This is a genomic window from Pseudomonas sp. efr-133-TYG-5, assembly GCF_030209175.1.
Lineage (GTDB): Bacteria > Pseudomonadota > Gammaproteobacteria > Pseudomonadales > Pseudomonadaceae > Aquipseudomonas.
On sequence record NZ_JARVSM010000001.1, the window covers coordinates 2419764 to 2440154 of the forward strand.

General features: G+C 63.6%; 15 protein-coding genes and 1 pseudogene. 6 read left to right on the forward strand and 10 right to left on the reverse strand.

What is annotated here, in order from left to right:
• Window positions 1-162 precede the first annotated feature (162 nt).
• Window positions 163-480 (forward strand): DUF3509 domain-containing protein, encoded by a 318-nt coding sequence (locus QRN70_RS11010; protein ID WP_285417651.1) that lies wholly within the window; start codon window positions 163-165, stop codon window positions 478-480.
• Here the strand turns inward: QRN70_RS11010 and QRN70_RS11015 are convergent.
• Window positions 477-977: a phosphate-starvation-inducible protein PsiE gene (locus QRN70_RS11015; protein ID WP_003221775.1), complete on the reverse strand. Its 501-nt coding sequence runs from the start codon at window positions 975-977 to the stop codon at window positions 477-479. The genes QRN70_RS11010 and QRN70_RS11015 overlap by 4 nt on opposite strands.
• Window positions 978-1051: 74 nt before the next feature.
• On the opposite strand from QRN70_RS11015, the gene QRN70_RS11020 reads away from it, so the two are divergent.
• Window positions 1052-1180 (forward strand): hypothetical protein, encoded by a 129-nt coding sequence (locus QRN70_RS11020; protein WP_285417653.1) that lies wholly within the window; start codon window positions 1052-1054, stop codon window positions 1178-1180.
• Between the two features lie 101 nt (window positions 1181-1281).
• Window positions 1282-1536, forward strand: a pseudogene (locus QRN70_RS11025) (YebG family protein); the annotation flags it as partial.
• A gap of 178 nt (window positions 1537-1714) precedes the next feature.
• On the opposite strand, the gene QRN70_RS11030 reads toward QRN70_RS11025, so the two are convergent.
• Entirely contained in the window at window positions 1715-2734 is a 1020-nt protein-coding gene (locus QRN70_RS11030; protein WP_285417655.1) for a Glu/Leu/Phe/Val dehydrogenase family protein, read from the reverse strand.
• 184 nt (window positions 2735-2918) lie between these two features.
• Here QRN70_RS11030 and QRN70_RS11035 point away from each other — a divergent pair, with 184 nt between their 5' ends.
• Window positions 2919-3722, forward strand: coding sequence for a SirB1 family protein (locus QRN70_RS11035; RefSeq protein ID WP_285417656.1), 804 nt, complete (start codon window positions 2919-2921; stop codon window positions 3720-3722).
• Between the two features lie 30 nt (window positions 3723-3752).
• Here the strand turns inward: QRN70_RS11035 and QRN70_RS11040 are convergent, their stop codons facing one another.
• The 4 genes from QRN70_RS11040 to hmgA form a co-directional block, all read right to left on the reverse strand.
• On the reverse strand, window positions 3753-5108 hold the full coding sequence (locus QRN70_RS11040) for an MFS transporter (RefSeq protein WP_285417658.1): 1356 nt from the start codon (window positions 5106-5108) through the stop codon (window positions 3753-3755).
• 154 nt (window positions 5109-5262) lie between these two features.
• On the reverse strand, window positions 5263-5898 hold the full coding sequence (gene maiA / locus QRN70_RS11045; protein ID WP_285417660.1) for a maleylacetoacetate isomerase: 636 nt from the start codon (window positions 5896-5898) through the stop codon (window positions 5263-5265).
• A gap of 12 nt (window positions 5899-5910) precedes the next feature.
• Window positions 5911-7215 carry a fumarylacetoacetase gene (gene fahA, locus QRN70_RS11050; protein ID WP_285417662.1) on the reverse strand — a complete coding sequence of 435 codons (1305 nt, stop codon included), beginning with the start codon at window positions 7213-7215 and terminating at the stop codon, window positions 5911-5913.
• 3 nt (window positions 7216-7218) lie between these two features.
• A complete protein-coding gene (hmgA, locus tag QRN70_RS11055) occupies window positions 7219-8523 on the reverse strand; it encodes a homogentisate 1,2-dioxygenase (protein WP_285417663.1) in 1305 nt (434 codons plus the stop codon).
• A 163-nt stretch (window positions 8524-8686) separates the two neighbouring features.
• Between hmgA and QRN70_RS11060 the strand changes: the two genes are divergently transcribed.
• Complete coding sequence (locus QRN70_RS11060) at window positions 8687-9475, forward strand: IclR family transcriptional regulator (protein ID WP_285417665.1); 789 nt, start codon at window positions 8687-8689, stop codon at window positions 9473-9475.
• A 10-nt stretch (window positions 9476-9485) separates the two neighbouring features.
• On the opposite strand, the gene QRN70_RS11065 is transcribed toward QRN70_RS11060, so the two are convergent.
• From QRN70_RS11065 to QRN70_RS11080, 4 genes are all read right to left on the reverse strand, one after another.
• Entirely contained in the window at window positions 9486-12923 is a 3438-nt protein-coding gene (locus QRN70_RS11065) for a dermonecrotic toxin domain-containing protein (protein ID WP_285417667.1), read from the reverse strand.
• Between the two features lie 162 nt (window positions 12924-13085).
• Window positions 13086-15626: a LuxR C-terminal-related transcriptional regulator gene (locus QRN70_RS11070; RefSeq protein ID WP_285417669.1), complete on the reverse strand. Its 2541-nt coding sequence runs from the start codon at window positions 15624-15626 to the stop codon at window positions 13086-13088.
• Window positions 15627-15766: 140 nt separating this feature from the next.
• Window positions 15767-17134, reverse strand: a complete 1368-nt coding sequence (locus tag QRN70_RS11075; RefSeq protein ID WP_285417670.1) for a DUF1329 domain-containing protein — start codon at window positions 17132-17134, stop codon at window positions 15767-15769.
• A gap of 23 nt (window positions 17135-17157) precedes the next feature.
• Window positions 17158-18951 carry a DUF1302 domain-containing protein gene (locus tag QRN70_RS11080; protein WP_285417672.1) on the reverse strand — a complete coding sequence of 598 codons (1794 nt, stop codon included), beginning with the start codon at window positions 18949-18951 and terminating at the stop codon, window positions 17158-17160.
• Between the two features lie 653 nt (window positions 18952-19604).
• Between QRN70_RS11080 and QRN70_RS11085 the strand changes: the two genes are divergently transcribed.
• The gene (locus QRN70_RS11085; RefSeq protein ID WP_285417674.1) at window positions 19605-20372 is read left to right on the forward strand and encodes an N-acetylmuramoyl-L-alanine amidase; all 768 of its coding nucleotides are present in this window, start codon (window positions 19605-19607) and stop codon (window positions 20370-20372) included.
• The last annotated feature ends 19 nt before the right edge of the window (window positions 20373-20391 follow it).

The window sequence follows — 20391 nt, forward strand, 5'->3', positions numbered from 1 at the left end:
ACAATTTTCCCGGCATGCCCCTTGCTACACCCCACTAGGCGCTGCACAGGCGCCCACATGAAGCAACAACACAGGCCACGGAATGGCCGATGATCCGGTCAAGCGAACCAACCCGATCACGGCCGGTCAACAACTGCACGTTCAATCAGGCGGTGACGCATCATGGACAATCCTTTTCAGATCATTACCGATGCCTTCGCGCCGGACTATCAGATCAACCTGAGCATTCAGGGCCTGGATGGCAGCATCATGCTGACGCTGTCCGACCGCGGCCGCATCGTCGCCAAGCGGATGATCAGCGCCGAACAGCGCAACGACCCCAAGCGCCTCAAACGCCTGGTGCAGAGCATTCAGTTCGGCATTGCCATCGAACAGGGTCACAGTGCCATGGCCATCCTCGAAGCCATGACCAGCGGCGACGGTTTCGCGCCGCCACCGCTTGCGAAGAAAGACTCGCCTCGGCCGGCGATGGGCCTTTAAAGCTCGCCCTTTTCGATCTCCGGGTGTTCCCCGGAGCCTGCGCCGAGCTTGCGTTGCGGCTTCTCGATCTTCACCGAGGGAAATTGCGACGAGGCGTAACGCACCACCAGGATCGAGAACGCCAGCAGCAGAATGCCGCCGCACAGGTAGATGATGCCCATGTCCGGCGGATTATGGTGCGAGACGTTGGAGATCAGCAGGCGCGTCAGTGCGGTGATCGCCACGTAGATCAGGAAGCGCACTGGCATGTGATTGGTCTTGAAGTAAATCCCGACCATCGCCCCCAGTTCCAGATAGATGAACAGCAACAGAATGTCATCGATCTTGATATGCCCTTCCTCGAGCATCCCGAGAAACTCCATGACCGCCGCCCATGCGGTCACCGCACCAATGGCGAACAGCGCCAGGTAGTGGAACGTCTCGACGAACAGGTTGCCCAGGGACTCGGCCAGTTGATGCACGTTTTGCCGCAGTTTCTCGGCCCAGTTGATTTTCACGATGAGTTTCCTTAGCCCGATGCGAGCGGATGATGCATGTTGGACGTGACGGTTTTCCTGCACGGCACTCGGCCATGCAGAAAGAAGGCCACACCATCATGGCGAGCGGCCCCGAACGGCGCACCGTGGCGTTTGGCCGCAGCCTGTTGCCTGGGGTACCGCTGCCGCTCGATCTGACAAATGCCGAATCCGGTCTACATTGAAAAGCCACTACCCAAAGCGCAGGGATTCGCTTATCCTTTTCGCTGTATATAGATACAGTAGTCGCGAAGACAACTTAATGTGAAGGCATGTGAGGTGGTGAATGGCCGTCGAAGTGGTATACCGCAGCAGCCGAGATCTGGAGCGCTTGTTCATGGATAAAGCCGAAGCTGACCGTCATGACAAAATGCTCGAACTGGCCGAGATGCTGTCCGAAGTGTTGCAAAAAGCCGTGCCGTCGTTGAACGAGCAGCAGGTTGAAGAAGTCGGGATCTACATGGCGAAGAACCGCGATGTGTTCGCCAAGGCCTTCAAGAGCCAGCCCGATGCGCTGTCGGAGCTGATCAATGCACCGGCCCAGGCAGTCGAAAAAGCCGAAACGGCTGAAGCGGAAGAAGAAGCACCAGTGAAACCGGCCAAAGCGGCGAAGGCTGCCAAGTAAGCAGCGCCTGATCAAAAGATCGCAGCCTGCGCCAGCGCTTGCGGGAAAATCCATTCCCATGCAGGAGCTGGCGCAGGCTGCGATCTTTTGCGTTTCAGCGATACAGCACTTTCTCTGCCAGCTCATCCGCCACCCGCGCCGGCGAGCGCTTTTCCGCCTGCGCATGGGCAAACACTTCGGTCAGCCGCGAGGCGATCTTCGACAGGTGCGCCGTGATCGTCCCCAGTTCCTCCCCGCGATGCTTGAGCGACACATAGATCAGGCCACCGGCGTTGATCACGTAATCCGGTGCATAGAGGATGCCGCGTCGCTCCAGCTGATCGGCGACGTCGAGGTGGGTCAGTTGATTGTTCGCCGAACCGGCCACCGCCGAGCAGCGCAGTTGCGTCACGGTGTGGCTGTTGAGCACGCCACCGAGACCGCACGGCGCAAGAATGTCGCAGGGCGTACTGAGCAAGGCGTCGTTGGCAATCGGATGGGCATTGAGCTGTTCCATCGCCAGTTGCACCTTGCCGTGATCGATATCGCTGACCAGCAGCTCCGCACCCGCCGCGTGCAGCTGTTCGGCCAGGGCATAACCGACGTTGCCCAGGCCCTGGATCGCCACGCGCAGGCCTTCGAGATTATCGCTGCCCAGCCGCGCCATCGCGGTGGCGCGAATGCCGGTGAACACGCCCATCGCCGCATGTGGCGCCGGGTCGCCGGCGGAGGTGGTGCTGGTGACATGCTGGGTCTGCTGGGCGATGCAATCCATGTCCGCCACCGAGGTACCGCTGTCGATGGCGGTGATGTAGCGGCCGTCGAGTTGCTGGATGCAGCGGCCGAACGCTTCGAACAGCGCGGCGCGGTTCTCGACATGCGCCGGACGAACGATCACCGCGACGCCACCGCCCTGCTCCAGACCGGCCAACGCCGCCTTGTAGCTCATGCCCTGGGCCAGGCGTATGGCGTCCTCGACCGCGGATTCGTCGTTCGGATAGGCAAGATAGCGGCAACCGCCCAGGGCCGGCCCGAGGCGACTGTTATGAATGGCAATGACCGCCTTCAATCCGGTGACCGGATCAACGCTAAGGTGCAGCGATTCCAGGCGAGTGCTTTGCATGAGAGCGAACATCGGCAGGCTCCCGAATCACTTCTGGTAGACGCCAGTATAGGCTTGCGCCTGAAAATTGCTGGAGCGCGCCGGAATAAGTCCGCGCGCCCGCCAGCGCTTTGGGAATAACCTGAGCGCAGCGCGGCGCCGCACTGGACGAATGCCCCAGACAAGGCTAAAAACGAGGCATTGCCCGGAGATTGCGATGACCCCGCGCCAACGTTTTTTCGACTGTCTGCACCGCTCCCCTTCCGCGCTGTTCGAAGCCGCGCTGTGGATGGCGGCCGAGCATGACAAGGAGGTCGATCCCCAAGCGTTGCTGCAGGACTTCAAGGAATTGCAATTGAAGGTCAGCTACGGTTTGCCGATGCTGCCGGTCAGCGAACTGGCGCAACCGTTGCTGCGCCGGCTCAACGACCTGGGATTCGCCCAGGACGATTTCACCCCGCTGCGCCCGCAGGCGGCGTTGCTGCACAGGGTTCTGCACACCCGCCGCGGGCAACCGCTGACCCTGGCGCTGATCAGCCTGGAGCTGGCCCGGCGCCTGGAGATCCCGCTGGTCGGCGTCAACTTCCCCGGACATTTCCTGTTGCGCGTGCCCGGCGCCGATCATCTGCTCGACCCGTGCGGCGGCCGGCGCCTGTACCCCAACGACTGGCGCGAGCTGCTGCAACGCCAGTACGGCCATCACATGAAACTCAGCGCCGAACACCTGCTGACCGCCACCCCGGTGCAGATGCTCCAGCGCCTGTCGCGCAACCTGCGCCAGCTGCACCTGAGCCACGACGATTTCATCGCTGCCCTGATCGACGCCGAACGCGTGCTCGAGCTGGGCAACGCCAGTGCCGCCGATTACCTGGCCCGCGCCAGCCTGTATCAGCGCCTCGACTGCCCGAACGCCGAGCGCTTCGATCTGGAACACGCCCTGCTGCTCAGCGACGATCCGATCCAGCGCCTGCGTCTGACCGAGCGGCTGGGGCATCTGCCCCCCAACTCGGTCGTTCATTGACCGCGAAACGTCGCGCCGCTGCTTGAGCGCTCAACTTTCCAGCGTCTGCCCGACCGGCGTCGGCGCCTGCAATTCCCCCGGTGCACGCACTTGAATGATCAACAACGCAGCAATCACTGCCGGAATCGCGCAGAAGAAGAAAATCTGCTCGACCGGAAGGTGCATCGCCAGCAACAGGCTGCCGAACAGCGGCCCGAGAATCGAACCGAAACGGCCGACGCCCAGCGCCCAACCAGTGCCGGTGGCGCGTACGTGCGCCGGGTAGAAGTTGCTGGCAAACGCGTTGAGCGTCAGCTGCCCACCGATGATGCAGAACCCGGCGGCGAACACACAGGCCACCAGATAACGCGGGTTGTCGTGATTGAGACCGAGCAGCACGGTACACAGCGCCGCCCCGGCGAGCACTGCGCAGAGCAGGCGCACCTTGCGCTTGAGACGGTCGGCGAACCAGGCCATGCAGATTGCCCCGAGCGTGCCGGCGAAGAGGAACATCGAGGTCACCAGGTTGGCTTCGTTGAGCTGCAGACCACTTTCCAGCAGCAGCGACGGCAGCCAGCTGATCATGAAATACAACAGAATCAGGCTGACGAAAAACGTCGCCCAGATCAGCAGCGTCGGCTTCGCGTAGCCGTGGCGAAACAGCTCGACCACCGTCAGCTGGCTGCCCTGTTCGCGCTCGTTCTGCGCGACCGAGGCGGGCGGCGGTTGCCAGTCCGGCAGCATGCGCGCGGTGACTTTGCGCAAGCGCACATACGGTGGCGCGTCGCGCAGCAGGCGCGGCAGCGATTCCGGCAAGCGCCAGCAGAGAAACGGGAACAGCAGCAACGGGGTCACGCCGCCGGCGAGGAACACTGCCTGCCAGCCGAAACGGTCGATGAAGCCGGCGGCGACAAAACCACCCGCCGCGCCACCGAAGGAGAAACCGCATGCCGCCAGCGTCACCATCAGCGTGCGCAGGCGTGGCGGCGAATACTCGGACATCAACGCCATGGCGCTGGGCATTGCCCCGCCCATGCCGATGCCGCAGATGAAGCGCGCGATCATCAGCGTATTGAGTGAGTCGGCGAACACCATCAGCACCGTCAGGCTGGCGTAGATCAGGACGCAGGCGAGCAGGATGCGCCGCACGCCGAAGCGATCGGCCAGCGGTGTCACCGCAAGGGAGCCGAGCGTCAGGCCGAGCAGGTTGGCGCTGAACACCGGGCCGAACGCGGCTTTTTCCAGGCCCCAGTCCTGAGCCAGCGCCGGCACCACATAACCGAGCACCTGGGCGTCGTAGCCATCGGTGACCAGCAGCAGGGCGAGCAGGATCAAGAGCAACCACTGATATCGGGACACGGGACGGGCGTCGAGTGCCGCACGGAAGCTGGCAATCTGGTTATGCATCGCAAGGTACCTGTTTTGTTTTTATGTTTGTCGGTGCGGGCGGCCAGTGATCGTTGCCACGCGCCCCGCAGGATCGCCGGCAACAACGCCTGGCGTCCGTTGCGACGCCAGGTGTCGCGACAGGCGTTCCCACGCAGCACGCGGGAACGCTCGATTACGGGGTATCGGGCTGATTTGCCGGATGCGCCTGGATGAACGCCGGATGTTCCGCCGCCAGCGCCGCCACCCGTCGAATCCGTGGGTACGGCTCCAGGCTCACGTGGAAGCGCTCGGCTGCGTACAACTGCGGGATCAAGTAAGCATCGGCCAGCCCCGGCTCGGCGCCGAAGCAGAAGCCGCTGTCTGCGATCAACTGCTCCACCGTCGCCAGGCCCTGGCTGATCCAGTGGCCGATCCACTGCGTCACCTGCATTTCATCCTGGCCCGTCTCGCGCAGACGATTGAGCACGCTGACGTTGTGCAGCGGATGCACGTCGCAACCGATTACTGCCGCCACGCCCCGCACTCTGGCGCGCGCGACCAGATCGGCGGGGAGCAGCGGCCGCTGTGGATAACGCTCCTCCAGGTACTCGATGATCGCCGGCGACTGGATCAGCAACGCGCCGTCATCGGTGCGCAGTGCCGGCACCCGGCCCTGCGGATTGAGCGCCAGGTAGGCCGCCTGCCGATGCTCGCCACCCGCCGGCGCGATCAGGTTGACCGGCAGCGCGTGGTAGTCGAGGCCCTTCAGCGCCAGAGCGATGCGCACGCGGTACGACGAGGTCGAGCGGTAATAGGTATAGAGGTCCATGAGCCGCTCCTGTCAGCGCGCCGCCAGCACTTTGCCGCGGCATTCGCCGAAGCCGATCGAGGCGTAACCGTCACGGGCGCACCGCGCGCGCAGGATGATTTCGTCGCCGTCCTCGAGGAACTTGCGCACTTCGCCGGAGGCCAGCTCGATCGGCTTTTTGCCGCCCTCGGTGATTTCCAGGAGGCTGCCGAACTGGCCGCTCTCCGGGCCGGACAAGGTGCCCGAACCGAACAGATCACCCGCCTGCAACTGGCAGCCGTTGACGCTGTGGTGCGCGACCATTTGCGCGACAGTCCAGTACATGTAGCGGGTGTTGCTCAGAGTCAGGCGTTGAGCCGGCAGGTTCTGCTCGCGCATGCGTTCGGTGAGCAGCAGCACTTCCAGCTCGATATCGAGGGCCCCAGCGGCCTGGTCGCGCGGGTCGAACAGGTACGGCAGCGGCTGCGGATCACCTTCAGGACGCGGCGCTTGCGCGGCGCGGAAAGGCGCCAGCGCCTCGGCAGTCACCACCCATGGCGACACGCTGGTGAGGAAGCTCTTGGACAGGAACGGCCCCAATGGCTGGTATTCCCAGGCCTGGATGTCGCGCGCCGACCAGTCGTTGAGCAGGCAGAACCCGGCAATGTGTTCGGCGGCATCGCCAATCGCGATCGGCTCACCCAACGCATTGCCCTGGCCAATCCAGATACCCAGTTCCAGCTCGTAGTCCAGGCGCGCGCACGGGCCGAAGGTCGGCTCGCTGGCGCCGGCCGGCAACGTCTGGCCGTGCGGCCGACGCACATCAGTGCCGGAAGCGCGCACGGTGGACGCGCGACCGTGGTAGCCGATCGGTACGTATTTGTAGTTGGGCAGCAGCGGATTGTCGGGGCGGAACAGTTTGCCGACGTTCTGCGCGTGCTCGATGCCGACGTAGAAGTCGGTGTAGTCACTGATGCGCGCCGGCAGGTGCATCTGGCAATCGGCGGCCAGCGGCAGCAGTTTCGCGCCCTGGGCCTCGATGTTGCCGCGCAGCGTGCTGCCTTCGCTGAACAGTTCCAGCAGGCGCTCGCGCAAGGCCACGCGGGCCGCACTGCCGAGCTGGAAGAAGGCGTTGAGCTGACCGTCGCGGGTCGCCTCGACGGCACTGCGCGCGGCCCCGTCGAACAGGCCGGCTTCGAGTGCCACCTGCAGGTCGAAAATGTGCTCGCCGATGGCCACGCCGCAACGCGGTGCCGAGCCGGCGATGCTGAACACGCCCAGCGGCAGGTTCTGCAACGGGAAGTCCGCGTGGCCGTTGGCCGATGCAACCCAGCTGCGGGTGATGGAAGTCTGCGTCATGAATTATCTCCGGGTCGGGTCGAACGTGGCGGGCAGCGTGGCCCAGCAGGCGTCGTAGTTGGATTGCAGTTGCGCACAGTCGAGGGCGAAGCGGCTCGGGCGCAGCACCTGACTGGTCTCGAACATGAAGGCCATGGTGTTGTCGATCTTCGCCGGTTTGAGCTCGGCGTTGATCGCTCTGGTGCAGGTCTCGCCGTCCGGGCCGTGGGCGCTCATGCAGCTGTGCAGGGACGCGCCGCCGGGCACGAAGCCTTCGGCCTTGGCGTCGTATTCGCCCTGGATCAGGCCCATGAATTCGTTCATCAGGTTGCGGTGGAACCACGGCGGCCGGAAGGTGTTCTCGGCCACCATCCAGCGTGGCGGGAAGATCACGAAGTCGAGGTTGGCCAGGCCGTGGACGCTGGTCGGCGAGGTCAGCACAGTGAAGATCGACGGATCCGGGTGATCGAAGCTGACCGTGCCGAGGGTGTTGAACCGCCGCAGGTCATATTTGTACGGCACGTTGTTGCCGTGCCAGGCGACCACATTGAGCGGCGAATGATTGAGTTCGGTGGCCCACAACTGGCCGAGGAACTTCTGCACCAGGGTGGTCGGTTGCTGCAGGTTTTCGTAAGCGGCGACCGGCGTCAGGAAGTCGCGCGGATTGGCTAGGCCATTGCTGCCGATCGGCCCCAGGTCCGGCAGGCGCAGCGGCGCGCCATGGTTCTCGGCGAGGTAGCCGCGGGCCTGCGCATCGAGCAGTTCGACGCGGAATTTCAGACCGCGCGGCAACACGGCGATTTCCAGTGGCGCGACTTCGAGCACGCCCAGTTCGGTAGCGATACGCAGGCGCCCGAGTTGCGGCACCAGCAGCCACTCGCCGTCGGCATTGAAGAACACCCGCTCCATCGAGCGGTTGGCGACGTAGTTGTAAATACTGATGCCGGCCGGTTTATCGGCGCCGGCGTTGGCCGCCATGCTGACCAGACCGTCGATGAAATCGGTCGGTTCGCCAGGGATTTCCAGCGGGTTCCAGCGCAGCCGGTTGGGGGTCACGTCACCCAACGGACCGCCGGCCAGTTGCCGTTCCAGCTTGACGAACGCCGGGTGATTGGCCGACGGCTGGATGCGGTACATCCAGGTGCGCCGCGCTTCGCTGCGGGCCATGGTGAACGCGGTGCCGGAGAACAATTCGGTGTACAGGCCGTACGGGGCTTTCTGCGGGGAGTTCTGGCCGACCGGCAGGGCGCCGGGCAACGCTTCAGTGCTGAATTCGTTGCCGAAACCCGACTGGTAGACCAGGTCCGACGCGGTTGAATCGAGGTTCATGGAGCCTCCTGAACAGGGAGTCGGCATGGCCGAACGCTCTGCGACAGAGGTCTTGGCACGCCGGGGTTATTTTTATCGTAATCCAATTACGCATAACGTAATTTGCTCGCTATCCAGCGTCAAGCTATAAAGACGCCCATTCGTTCCGGGACACGCCAGCACCATGGAAAAAACCAGCGACGCCAACGGCAAACAGAAAGTCCGCTCCGCCGAGGTCGGCACCGACATCCTCAAGGCCCTGGCCGAATTGTCGCCCTCCACCTCGCTGTCGCGCCTGGCCGAGCACGTACAGATGCCGGCGAGCAAGGTGCACCGCTACCTGCAAGCGTTGATCGCTTCCGGTTTCGCCGAGCAGAACACCGCGACCAACCATTACGGCCTCGGCCGTGAGGCGCTGCGCGTGGGCCTGGCCGCACTCAACAGTATGGACGTGCTGAAAGTCGCCGCCCTGCCCCTGGCCGAGCTGCGCGACGAACTCAACGAAACCTGTTTCCTCGCGGTGTGGGGCAATCAGGGCGCGACCGTGGTGCACATCGAGCCGGCCGTTCGCGCGGTGACGGTGGTGACGCAACTGGGTTCGGTGCTGCCGCTGCTCAGTTCCTCGACCGGGCTGGTGTTCAGCGCCTACCTGCCGCACCGCGAAACCGATGAATTGCGTGAACAGGAAACGGCCGTCGGCACTCATCCGCTGGCGGACGAGCAGGCCTACACGACGCTGTGCGAGCAGATCCGCGAACGCGGTCTGCATCATGTGCATGGCTTGCTGATGCCCGGGGTGGATGCCCTGTCGGCACCGGTGTTCAACGCCGTCGGGCAGATCGCGGCGGTGCTGACCATCGTCGGCCCGACTTCGCTGTTCCACGCCGACGAAAACGGCCCGGCGGCACAACGATTACTCGCTGCGACGCGGGCCGTGAGTTGGCGCATGGGCTATCAGCCCGAAAACGCCTGAACCGTCAGGCTCACTCGCTGATGCGGGTGTCGCTGTCCTGGATCAGCAACGGCGTCGCCAGTGCAGTGATGTAGCCGACGCCGACCGGCACCTGGCTGGCGGTCGAGACGATGTCGGCGATGTCCTTGATTCGCGACAGCAGGCCCACCGCCGACGTCGAGGTGCCAACCCCCGCGACAACCCCCACATACAGGATGATCGCGCCTCGCCACGCCGAGACGAGGTGCGCCTTGCCGGCGTCTTCGTCACCCAGGCTATAGGCGATCAGGCCCTGCACGATCGCCCCGGTGATTCGCACGATACTGGCCACCACGCCAACCGGCGGCACCAACAGCGAAACCACATCCACCAGCAGTTCCACCCCGACCAGCACGTGGCGCCAGAAGATCTCGCCGCGGGTACTGGTCTGGTGGTCGACGTCGTACAGCAGGCGCAGGATCATGCTCTCGTACTCGAAGCGGAAGTGCTTCACCGCGTAGCTGTCGCGCAGTACCGGGGTCGCCAGCGCGGCACCGGAAGCACTGCGGCAACGCTCGACGAAGCGCTGCACCGGCGGCCGGTTCGCCAGCCTGACCAGCCGCACGATATGCGCGCCCAGTGCATACGCCTTGAGGCCGCTGGTCAGCGTTTCCAGGGGCCGGAAGGCCAGGCCGTCCGGCGCTTTCGGGATGTACACCAGGTGTTCGAGCCGGCCCGCGACACGCCGGCCGAAGGTGTAGGCACCTTCCAGGCGCTGGCCTTCCAGCACCAGCGTATGGATACCCTCCTGCGGCGCGCTGCCGGTCTGGAACGGATCGGGCTGATGCGCACGCTCATGGTCCAGGTCTTCGATCTGGCCCTTGAGCCAATTGAAACGCTCGACGGACAGCGAACCCTGCATCTTCTGCGTCAACGCGGCCCTGAGCATTTCGTTCTGCACGGTCTTGCAGTAGAGCTTGGCCTTGAGCGCGTAATCGCTGCTGGTGAGGAAATGCTTGCGCAGATAGTCCTCGTACTTGAGCCCCGGCATCAGGTTGATCAGCGCCGTGACAGCGGCGGCATTCAGGCGCCCCAGCGGCGCGTGGTCGATGGCCGCGAACGTCACCGGCTCGTTGGCCTTCCACAGTTGCCACTGAATGAACAACTGGGTCAGGGTCATCCAGTCGTGACCCGGCAACTTGACGTTGACCCGATCCGGGTCGATATGCGGATGCGGCCCGGCGCGCAGCAGGTAATCGTTCAATGCCGGCATGACCAGATCGCGGGAGAACGCGCTCAACGTCGGAATATGCAGCGGCGTTTTCGCCACCTGGGCGATGGCCTTGAATTCAGTGTTCAGCCGAGTGAAGCGTTCGCGATCCACTGGCGCCGCCTGGCGGTACCAGTCAGGCGTCACCACTTGCTCTTCGGCAATGTCCCAGTCGATCAGGTTATGCACGGCGTCCAGCAACGGCGCGCCCGTCCAAGGCTGCGCGGTCACGCCGCCCCACCACGATTCTTCAAACACCGGGCGCGACTCGGTCAGCGACAGATAACCCTGAATCAGATCCGCGCGGTCGCCGGCGTGACTCTGGCTGATCAGGAATTGCCGGTCCTGCGGCTCGAAGCCCCACTTGATGAACTGCCGCTTGAGCAGGTTGAGGTCGGCAAATTCATACCACTGCTGCCCTGTCGGCGCGCCCGGCGCGTAGAGCACGTGGAAGGCATGATCGGCCGCCGCCGCTTTGGCACGAAAGACCATCATGTCCTTGAGTGGCCGGTACGCCTGGCGGAACGCCACGCTGCCGGCCTCCATGGTCGAATCGCCAAACAGGTAACGCTGGACGATGTCCTGGGCGCGCGGGCTGATGTGTTTCTGCAGAATCGCGGCGTAATTGCTCAGGGCGATCTGCTGTCCCAGCACATCGCGCATGGCGTCTTTGACCAGCGCCGTATCGAGGCGCTGGCTGCGCTGCGCGGCGAAGCTCAGGCGCAGATCGAACTGGCGAACCGCGCGCTCGATGTTGGCCACGCTCAGTCGCGGGTTGTGCTGGAAGTTTTCCAGTTGCAGGGTGTAGCGCCCGCCATCGTCATGCACGCCGTACATGAACAGCTGCGTCAGGGTCTTGCGCTCGACATGCTCGATCTTCCGCGAGCCCATGGGCACCACGTGCTTGACCGTGACCCAGATGCTGTCCGGGTCGACCGGCTGCGCCTCGCCAGCGGACAGATGCTCGGCCACCACGCCGCGGGCGTATTCCTGCAAGGACGACAACCCGCCCATGGCCTCATGCAGGGCCACCTGCCCCTTGAGCAATTCGCGCTCCAGCGAGGCGAACACTTCCTGCTGGGTCGACGAGGCGTCCTTGAGCCATTGCGGGCGGGCGTGCTGCGCCGTCAGTGCAAGCAGACTGGCCATCCGCGCCCTGGCGTCGCGGCTCACGCCGTGCAGGCGCTGTACCGCCGCGACCGCCACGAGGATGTCCTGCGCCTTCGCGCCGGGTTGCTGCAACCGCCGCAGATGTGCGGCGAGGTCGCGCCGTTGTGTCAGCAGCAGGCTGTCGGTGCAGACCTGAAACAGTTCGCCTGTGCTGGGCAGATAAGCAATCTGCGGCGCGCTGCCGAGCACTTCGGCATCGTCCAGGGCCAGTGCACTGAGCAACTTGGCGCGAGTGTCCGGATCACGCAAACGCTGTTGCAAAGCGCGCTGTAACAATAATGGTGTGCGAAACACTTCCACGCCATTGGCCGGCGTATAAAGAATCATCCATTCATCTTCGTCCGGGCGTATTTGATTATCGAATTGACCGCTCAGACGCATGACAAAACAACCATCGAGAGTAACAAAGCGTGCATTGTCCAGTTGCAACTCGATACGGTAGGCCGGTGCCCTGGACTTACCGCGGACAAACACTTCAAAACTTTCTTCGACCGCGGCCATCAGTCCCTGCACTTGTACCTTGGCGCGCAACTCCTGCCAGAACAACTCGGCGTAGACATGGCGCAACGCAGTGATTCGCGGCGCCAGTTCACGCCCGCGGGCATCCTTGCCGGGCGATGCCGCCCAGTGGCGATCGATGACTCGCGGGTAACGTTGCGCCAGCGAAGCCATGACTTCGCCAATCAACAGACCGAGCGTTTCCACATCCAGTTCGGCGATACGGTCCTGCTCTTGCGTGGAGTCGCGCCAATCGTAGACGCCATAAAGGCTCGGCTCGTACTGCGGTGCCCGGCCGCGTGCCAGGCACTGCATGAACACGTCGAGCAACGCGCCCGTCGGCTCGGGATCGACCATGGCGGGCTGGCGGGCATTGATGAACGTTCGGCTGATGTACGCCTGGGGCGCAATCCGCTGCAGTTCTTCGAGCAGAATATCCTGCACGATCGATTTGAAGGCCGGCGTATCGTTCAGCACCTGTTCCAGGGCAACAAGTCCTTCACTGACTTTGCCCAGTTGTCGCTGAACCGACAATGTTTGTTTGGTATTCATACACACTTCCATTAATACACTTGATAAATCAGGCCATTAATTAACGCCTGAAACGTGCAATTAACTTAGCGCGATAAAAACCAATAAAAACACCCACCACCCTTTGCAAGAAATTAAAAATCGGCCAACTGGAAAACAACTTCGAAAGTTATTAAATCCAGATTAACCGCACAACCCCAGCATTCTCGCCCGTGCCACGGCATGCGTGCGGCGTTCGACGCCCAACTTTGCATGAATTCGCCTGACATGAGTTTTAACCGTGTGCAATGAGATGAACAATTTCTCGGCTATTTGCTGATTGGAATTACCCGACGCCACCAGTTGCAGAACTTGCGATTCGCGCAAACTCAGCGAATGTTCCTCTGCAGTCTTGGCACTCGCCTCATTTGCCGCCTCACCGATAAGGGTCGGGCAACTTTTAGCAAACTGCCTGAGCAACAGCGGCAAATGGCAGGCCGTCGCCAACTCCTGGCCACGACTGAAGAATTGCCGGGCGCGCTCCTGCTCATTCAGCAGTGCGGCGGCTTCGGCACTCGCCAGCAGCAACTCGGCCTCGAGGCTGAGCATGCGCCGGGCGTGGGCCTGGTCGAGCAACTGCTGCAGCTGCTCCAACGGCTGCTGCGCCTGGCCCAGACGGATCTGCGCGAGGATCAGCAGATATTCGATCCGCGCAATCAACTCCAGCGTGGCCGGTGGCGCTTGCCGCGCCTGCGGGCCGCGATAGTGCCGGAGCACCCGGCTCAACGCTTCCTGCGCCAGCTCCGGGCGGCCCTGTTGCAGCCAGAATTGACTGCTGACCTGCAACAGCACGCCGCGATACACCGTGTCCGGAATCTGCCGCTGTTGCATCAGGCGCTCGGCCTCGCGCAGGCGTACGAAGGCCTGGGCATAATCGTCCTGCCCGGCAGCCAGTTGCGCCAGGCCCAAATAGCCGTACAACACGCGTTTGTCGTGGCTGCGCAGGCACTCATCGAGGCCGCGCTGAAACAGCTTCGTCGCCTGTTCTTCCAGGCCCATGCTCAGCGCCAGCCGTCCGCGCCGCAGGGCGATGCGGCCGAGCAGTGGCACCGGACGGTGGGCGCGCTGACACAACAACTCATGCATGTCGGCCAGCAGCACGTCGGCGCGCGCGGGCGCACCGCGCTGTTCCAGCAGTTGCGCATGATCGAGTTCCAGCAGCCCTTCGAACAGCAGCGAATCGCGAGCACGGGCCAGGCACAGCGCCTCGCGGTTGATCGCCTGGGCCTGTTCCAGGTCGCCGCACAGCAGCGCTTGCTGGGTCTGCCCGGACAGGCACAGCAAGCGCACCGGCCAGGCATCGCCATCCAGTTCGGCCAGGGCCTGGCAGAAATGCTCGCAGGCCGGCGCCATCCGCCCCTGCAAATGCAAGAGCCAGCCCTGCTGCGCCTGCCAGCGGGCGAGCAACTGCCGCTGCTGGTGCGCCGACGGCTGGGGAAAAAACCGCGACAGCTGTTCGATGCAGGTCGCCGCCTGCTCGAAACGCCCGGCGAACAACAGCGCAGCCGTAATCAGCCCGACCCGCTGCGGCGAGCCGAGGGTCAGTTCCGCCCCCTGCTGTTCATGCAGGCGCAGCAACAGCAGCACCATTTGATCCTCGAACAGATGCTCGATGCTGAAATGCTGCAACAGGCTGACGGCCACCTCGAATTCTTCGGCGAGCAAGGCCTGCTCGAACGCCGACTTCCAGTCCTCGCGCACGGTGAACCACTGGCAAGCCCGCCGATGCCAGGAGCGACCCACCGGCCAGTGTTCGTCCTGCATCAGCCGCGCCAGCGCCGGATAGACCTGCAACCAGTCGGGCGAATCGTGCCAGGGCTCGATGAAGCAGCCGAGGGTCTGCAGCAGGCGCAGGTGCTGCGCGCCTTCGCCGGCCCCGAACAGGTGTTCGCAGAGTTCGGCATTGAAACGCGGCATGTGCGCGAGCACCCGCCAGACCTCGGCCAGTTCCGGAGTCAGGCTGGCGAACAGTTCGTGGTCGAGGTAATCGAGCAACGTGTCGACGCGCTGCTGGGGCTGGTTCTTCTGCGACCAGTCGCACTTTTGCAGCAGCGCCATGCGCACGCCGGCGCACCAACCGCCCGTGCCGCGCAGCAGGCGGCCGGCAACGCTGTCGGCCTGCTCCGCCGGCAGATGCTGCAACAACCGGGCGATTTCCGCGGCGTCCAGCGCCAGCGTCGACGCTGCGCATTCGTACAGTTCATCGTCGAGCAACAGCCGTGGCCAGTTGCACTGCGGGCGTCGGCGAGTGCCCAGCCACCAGATCAACGCCGGATTGCTCACCGCCAGCAGCCGATCGAGCAAGGCGTCGAGCGCCGGCTCGGGCAGGCGGCAGTAATCATCGAGAAACAGCCAGGTCGGTGCGCTGTGACTGGCGAGTGCCGCCAGCAGCGCCGCTTCGCTGGCCTCCTCCAGCGCCAGCGCCCGGGCCAGGCGCTGACACAAGTGCGCAACCGTCAAGGACGCTCCACCAAGCGGCAGCCAATGCACCGCAACGTGCGCCGGCGCCTGCGCCAGGCATTCGGCGAGCAGCGCGCTCTTGCCACTGCCGGCGGGTGCGCAGAGCAATTTCACCCGCGCCGGCGAAGCCAGCAACGGCTCACTCAAACGCCCACGCAACTGGTGATGGGCGGACAGTCGGGGCAAGCATGAAGGGCGTTCCGGACAGGGCAGCTTGGCAGTCATTGCGCGAGGCCTTTTTATCATTGTGCGTCCACCCTAGCCCTGCGCAGGCGGCTTGTTGACGAGTATTCAGCACGCTGATCAACGCCCATAAAAAAGGCGACCGAGCGGTCGCCTTTTGTCTTGCCCGGGCCATCGGACGTTTAGCGAACGCCCTCGGCGCGCAGCGCTGACGGCGTGTAGTCGGCCGCCTTGGCCTCGAAGCCGAATTCGAAGCTGTGCTTCTCTTCGTTTTTCATCCCCAGGGCGATGTAGCGGCCGGCGATGATGTCGTAGAGCGCTTCGAGGGTATAGGCCTGGGCCTGGTGATCGTAGTAGTACTGGGCATGCCCCTCGGCGACGCGCCACAACTGGCCGCGACCGTCGTAGTGGTCAGCCAGCGCCACCTGCCAGCTGTCCTCGTCGATGTACATGTGCCGCTTGGCATAGATGTGCCGCTCGCTCGGCTTGACCGTGCCGACCACCTCCCAGACCCGGTGCAGTTCATAGCGGGTCAGGTCCTGGTTGATGTGCCCGGCCTTGACGATGTCGTCGTACTTGAGGCTCGGCGAGTCGAGCTTGTAGCTGTTGTACGGAATGTACATTTCCTTCTTGCCGATCAGTTTCCAGTCGTAGCGATCCGGCGCACCGGAGAACATGTCGAAGTTGTCCGACGTGCGCAGGCCGTCGGCGGCGGTGCCCGGGCCGTCGTAGGCCACTTGCGGGGCGCGGCGCACGCGGCGCTGGCCGGCGTTGTAGATCCACGCCAGGCGCGGTTCCTTGACCTGGTCGAGGGTTTCGTGGACCAGCAGCACGTTGCCGGCCAGGCGGGCCGGCGCGGTCACCGACTGTTTGAAGAACGTCAGCACGTTGGCGGCTTTTTCCGGATCGAGATCCTTCATCAGTTGCGGCACGGCGATCTCTTCCTCGAAGCGGATCGGCGTGTAGCTGCCGTTGGTCTGCGGCGTCACCTGGGTGATGATGCGGCGCAGATTGCCGCCGTGATAGCGGGTGATGTGGTTCCACAGCACCTCGACGCCGTTCTTCGGAATCGGGAACGCGTAGTAGCGATTGCCGGTGAAGTTGGCCAGGCCGTTGCCGTCGTTGATGCTGGTCACGTTGAGTGCGCTGCGCTTGGCCGACTCGTAGATTTCCGCGGGTACGGCGACGGTGCGGTGGGTCGGATAGACCGGGATCTTGTAGGTTTCCGGGTAGCGCTTGAACATCGCCACCTGGCCGTCGGAGAGCTTGTCCTTGTACTTGTCGACGTTGGCCGCGGTGATGGTGAACAGCGGTTTTTCATTGGCGAACGGGTCGGCGAGGAAGCCCTTGCTGTCCACCGCCCCGGCATTTTTCGGGATGCCGCCGGTCCACGCCGGAATCGAGCCGTCGGCATTGCCGGCCTTCTCCGCGCCCAGCGGCGTGAGACTGGTGCCAAGCTTGTTGGCTTCTTCCGGCGACACCGCCGCGATCACGTTGGCGGCCAGCAGGCTGAGGGCCAGGGCACCGCATTGCAGAATCATTTTGCGCATTGGTTGCATCCTTCTCGGGCAGATCAGAAGTTCACGCCGAAGCTCAGGGCGACGAAGTCACGGTCTTCGAGGACGTTGTAGTCGCCGCCGAAAAAGTCGGTGTAGCTGAGGCTCGCGGTGTAGGTATTGCGGTAATCGGCATCGACCCCGACGCTGATCGCCTTGGCGCCTTCGTTGAACAGGCCGTTGGGGCCGTAGCCGGCGACATCGTGGGACCAGGACAGGTTGGGCTTGAGGTTGATCCCGCCGATCACGTTGGCGTAATCGAGGATGGCCCGGGCGCGGTAGCCCCACGAGGTCGAGGTGACGAAGCCGTCGGTGTCACCGCCGAAACCGTATTGGCCGTACACCGAATCGCGGCCGTAGCGCAGCTTGCTGCGCGACTCCAGGCCACCGACCCGCACCACCGCCGCTTCACCGACCACCGTCAGGCGTTCGGCACCCAGCACCTGGTCGAAGAAGTGCGTGAGGGTGCTCTGCACCTGGGTCACTTCCTTGCGCCGGTAGCCCTTGTTGTCGGCGCCGGGCGCGGTCACCAGTGGCGACGCCGCGCCGCCGGCGATCGGGTTGAGCAGGGCCAGGGTCAAGTCGTTGGTGTTGACCTGCACCGGAGCGTTGGGCCGGTAGCTGATTTCGCCGGTCCAGGCGGTGCCGGTGGGCAGCGTGGTGGAGAAGCTGGCGCCGTACAGACGAATGTCTTCGGGGTATTCGAGGTAGTACTGGCCGCGTCCGAGCATCACGCTCTGCGCCAGCCCGGCACCGCTGCCAGGGGCCAGGCCGTTGGCAATACCGACCATGCCCGGCAGGCTCGCCAGGGTCGACAGGCCGGCCGTGGTGGTGCCCACCGTCGGCGTGCGGCTGTGGTAGTTCATGAAGTACAGGCCGTACTCAGTGTCATCGCCGAGCCAGCGCAGCGCCGTGCCCCACTGGCCGGAATCCCGCGCATCGCGGTCGCCGCCCCGGGGCACGATGACGCCTTCGCGCGTCACCTGGATCGGCTGGCCAAACGCCGCCGCCAACGGTGCCAACGGCGCAATCGCCGGGCTGCCGACGGTGTAGCCGTTGTTGCAGCCGTCCGCCGCCACGTCGACGCCGAAGAAGGTGCCGCAGTTGTCGAGAACGGTCTGGTCCCACTCCAGCTGATAGAAGCCCTCGACGGTCAACTGATCGGTCAGGCCCTGGGAGGCGAACAGCATATTCACCGGAATCAGGCCTTCCTTGATCTCCGCGCCGGGCCGGCGGAATGCCGAGACGTCGATCGGGTTGATGCTGTTGATCGAGTTGCCGATGAAGGTGCTTTCACCCCAGCTGACCACTTGCTTGCCGGCGCGCACGGTGCCCGGCAGGTCGGCGATGTTGTAGTTGTGATAGATGAAGGCGTCGAGAATCTGCGCGCCGGAGGACTTCGCACCTTCCTTGCGGCCCTTGTCGCTGATCGGCTTGAACTCGCGGTCTTCATCCTTGAGTTCGAAGTCGTACCAGTACTTGCCGCGCACGAACACCCCGGTGTCGCCGTACTTCAATTCAAGGTCGTGGATACCCTTGAAGATCTTCGAGAACGTCTCGCCCTTCTTGAAATTCAGGCGCCCGTCATCACCGGTCGAAGACTGGCCCGTACCGCCATTGACCGTGCCGACCAGCGACTTGTCGGCATCGCGCATGCCCCAGCTGGCCCCGACCGACAGTGACGAATCGAACGTGCCTTCGATTTCGCCGATATTGAACGCAACCGCATGCGCCTGGGCACAGCAACCCAAGGCCACGGCAGCCGCCAGCGCCTGCGGTGTGAAGATGGCGCGCATTGTTGTTTTTGTCATGCGTCTTCCCCGGTGAGTGACAGAAGGCCCCACCCTACTGCCGCCGACGCGGGTCGATAAGCGCACCAAGGAGGTATTCGCGCTGTCGCTCGAAAGGATGAATGCCCGCACGGTACGGGGCCTGACGCCGGTCATGCACCAGCTGGATGAACGACAATCAGCGCAGCGCATGATGGCCACGCCGGGCAGCGCACTGTTACATGCCCCGTAACAGTGCATGTCCGGAATCGCTATTTTTCCTTGTGGCTCAAGCCCTTATTCTGAGCGGGCTGTCACGGCACACGCCGTCAGACAGGCAAGCACGGCGGCTGAACCTCGCAGTCGGTTGCCAAAGATTCGGATGAATCGACGCGTTCGGTTTATCGCCCCGCTGTTCACTGACGTTGATTTGTAGCTCCTTGATCCAACGTCTTACCTTGGCCGCTGCGTTTGCAGCGGCCTTTTTTATGGGCGCGATTCGGCGGCGCTGGCCGGCTGCGCGGTAGCGACCACGGCACCGGCACGCCCGGCGAACAAATTCCAGGCCTACATAACTTGCCGAATGCGCCTACACGCTTCTGTAATTTTGCGAAGTCACCTGTCCATTAGGATCGATGCCTGGCCAGCCCTCTCACAGGGCCGGCTCGAACTTTATCCATTGGAAGGATTACCGCGTGAAGACCATCAACTACACCCCTTACCGCGCCAGCAAAAGCTTCAACAGCCGCGTGCGCTTTCTGATTTTCCACTACACCGCCGGCGGATTTGCCGGTTCGCTGGCGACCCTCACCGGCCCCAGCGCCAGCGCGCATTACCTGGTGCCGGACATCTCCGATCCGAGTTATCAACAGGCCGGTCATACCGCGCAGGAAGTCTTCAACCTGGTGGATGAAACCCAACGGGCCTGGCATGCGGGCGTCAGTCAGTGGGGCAATCGCAACAGCCTCAACGACACGTCCATCGGCGTGGAAATCGTCAACCGGGCGACCTTCAAGGACGGTGTGTTCAACTTCCCGCCGTATCACCCCGAACAGATCCGGGTGATCGGCGAACTGGCGTTGAACATCCTCGCGCGGTATCCCGATATCGGCCCGACCCAGGTCCTCGGCCATTCGGATATCGCCATCGGCCGCAAGAGCGATCCCGGGCCGATGTTTCCCTGGCAGGCGCTGTCTCTGCAAGGCATTGGCGCCTGGTATGAAGACGCCACTCGCGATGAGTTGTTGCAGGGCTACAACGCCTGCGGCATGCCGCCGCGCAGCGAACTGCTGAAGCTGTTCAAGGCCTACGGCTACGACACCTCGAAAGCCACTGACGATGCCGGCTATCGACAGTTGGTACGCGCCTTTCAGCTGCACTTTCGCCCGGAGAATTACGACGGCGAGATGGACGCACAGACGGCGGCGAATCTCGCTGCGCTGGTCAGCAAATACTTTCCCTGAAGCCTGCAAGGCAAAGTCA

Bases quoted from the DNA above. Each gene is read 5' to 3' on its own strand.
- QRN70_RS11060 (WP_285417665.1), top strand. From the start codon at position 8,687: ATGGAAAAAACCAGCGACGCCAACGGCAAACAGAAAGTCCGCTCCGCC.
- hmgA (WP_285417663.1), bottom strand. From the start codon at position 8,523: ATGAACCTCGATTCAACCGCGTCGGACCTGGTCTACCAGTCGGGTTTC.
- QRN70_RS11035 (WP_285417656.1), top strand. From the start codon at position 2,919: ATGACCCCGCGCCAACGTTTTTTCGACTGTCTGCACCGCTCCCCTTCC.
- QRN70_RS11065 (WP_285417667.1), bottom strand. From the start codon at position 12,923: ATGAATACCAAACAAACATTGTCGGTTCAGCGACAACTGGGCAAAGTC.
- QRN70_RS11040 (WP_285417658.1), bottom strand. From the start codon at position 5,108: ATGCATAACCAGATTGCCAGCTTCCGTGCGGCACTCGACGCCCGTCCC.
- maiA (WP_285417660.1), bottom strand. From the start codon at position 5,898: ATGGACCTCTATACCTATTACCGCTCGACCTCGTCGTACCGCGTGCGC.
- QRN70_RS11080 (WP_285417672.1), bottom strand. From the start codon at position 18,951: ATGACAAAAACAACAATGCGCGCCATCTTCACACCGCAGGCGCTGGCG.
- QRN70_RS11030 (WP_285417655.1), bottom strand. From the start codon at position 2,734: ATGTTCGCTCTCATGCAAAGCACTCGCCTGGAATCGCTGCACCTTAGC.
- QRN70_RS11010 (WP_285417651.1), top strand. From the start codon at position 163: ATGGACAATCCTTTTCAGATCATTACCGATGCCTTCGCGCCGGACTAT.
- fahA (WP_285417662.1), bottom strand. From the start codon at position 7,215: ATGACGCAGACTTCCATCACCCGCAGCTGGGTTGCATCGGCCAACGGC.
- QRN70_RS11020 (WP_285417653.1), top strand. From the start codon at position 1,052: ATGCAGAAAGAAGGCCACACCATCATGGCGAGCGGCCCCGAACGGCGC.
- QRN70_RS11070 (WP_285417669.1), bottom strand. From the start codon at position 15,626: ATGACTGCCAAGCTGCCCTGTCCGGAACGCCCTTCATGCTTGCCCCGA.
- QRN70_RS11075 (WP_285417670.1), bottom strand. From the start codon at position 17,134: ATGCGCAAAATGATTCTGCAATGCGGTGCCCTGGCCCTCAGCCTGCTG.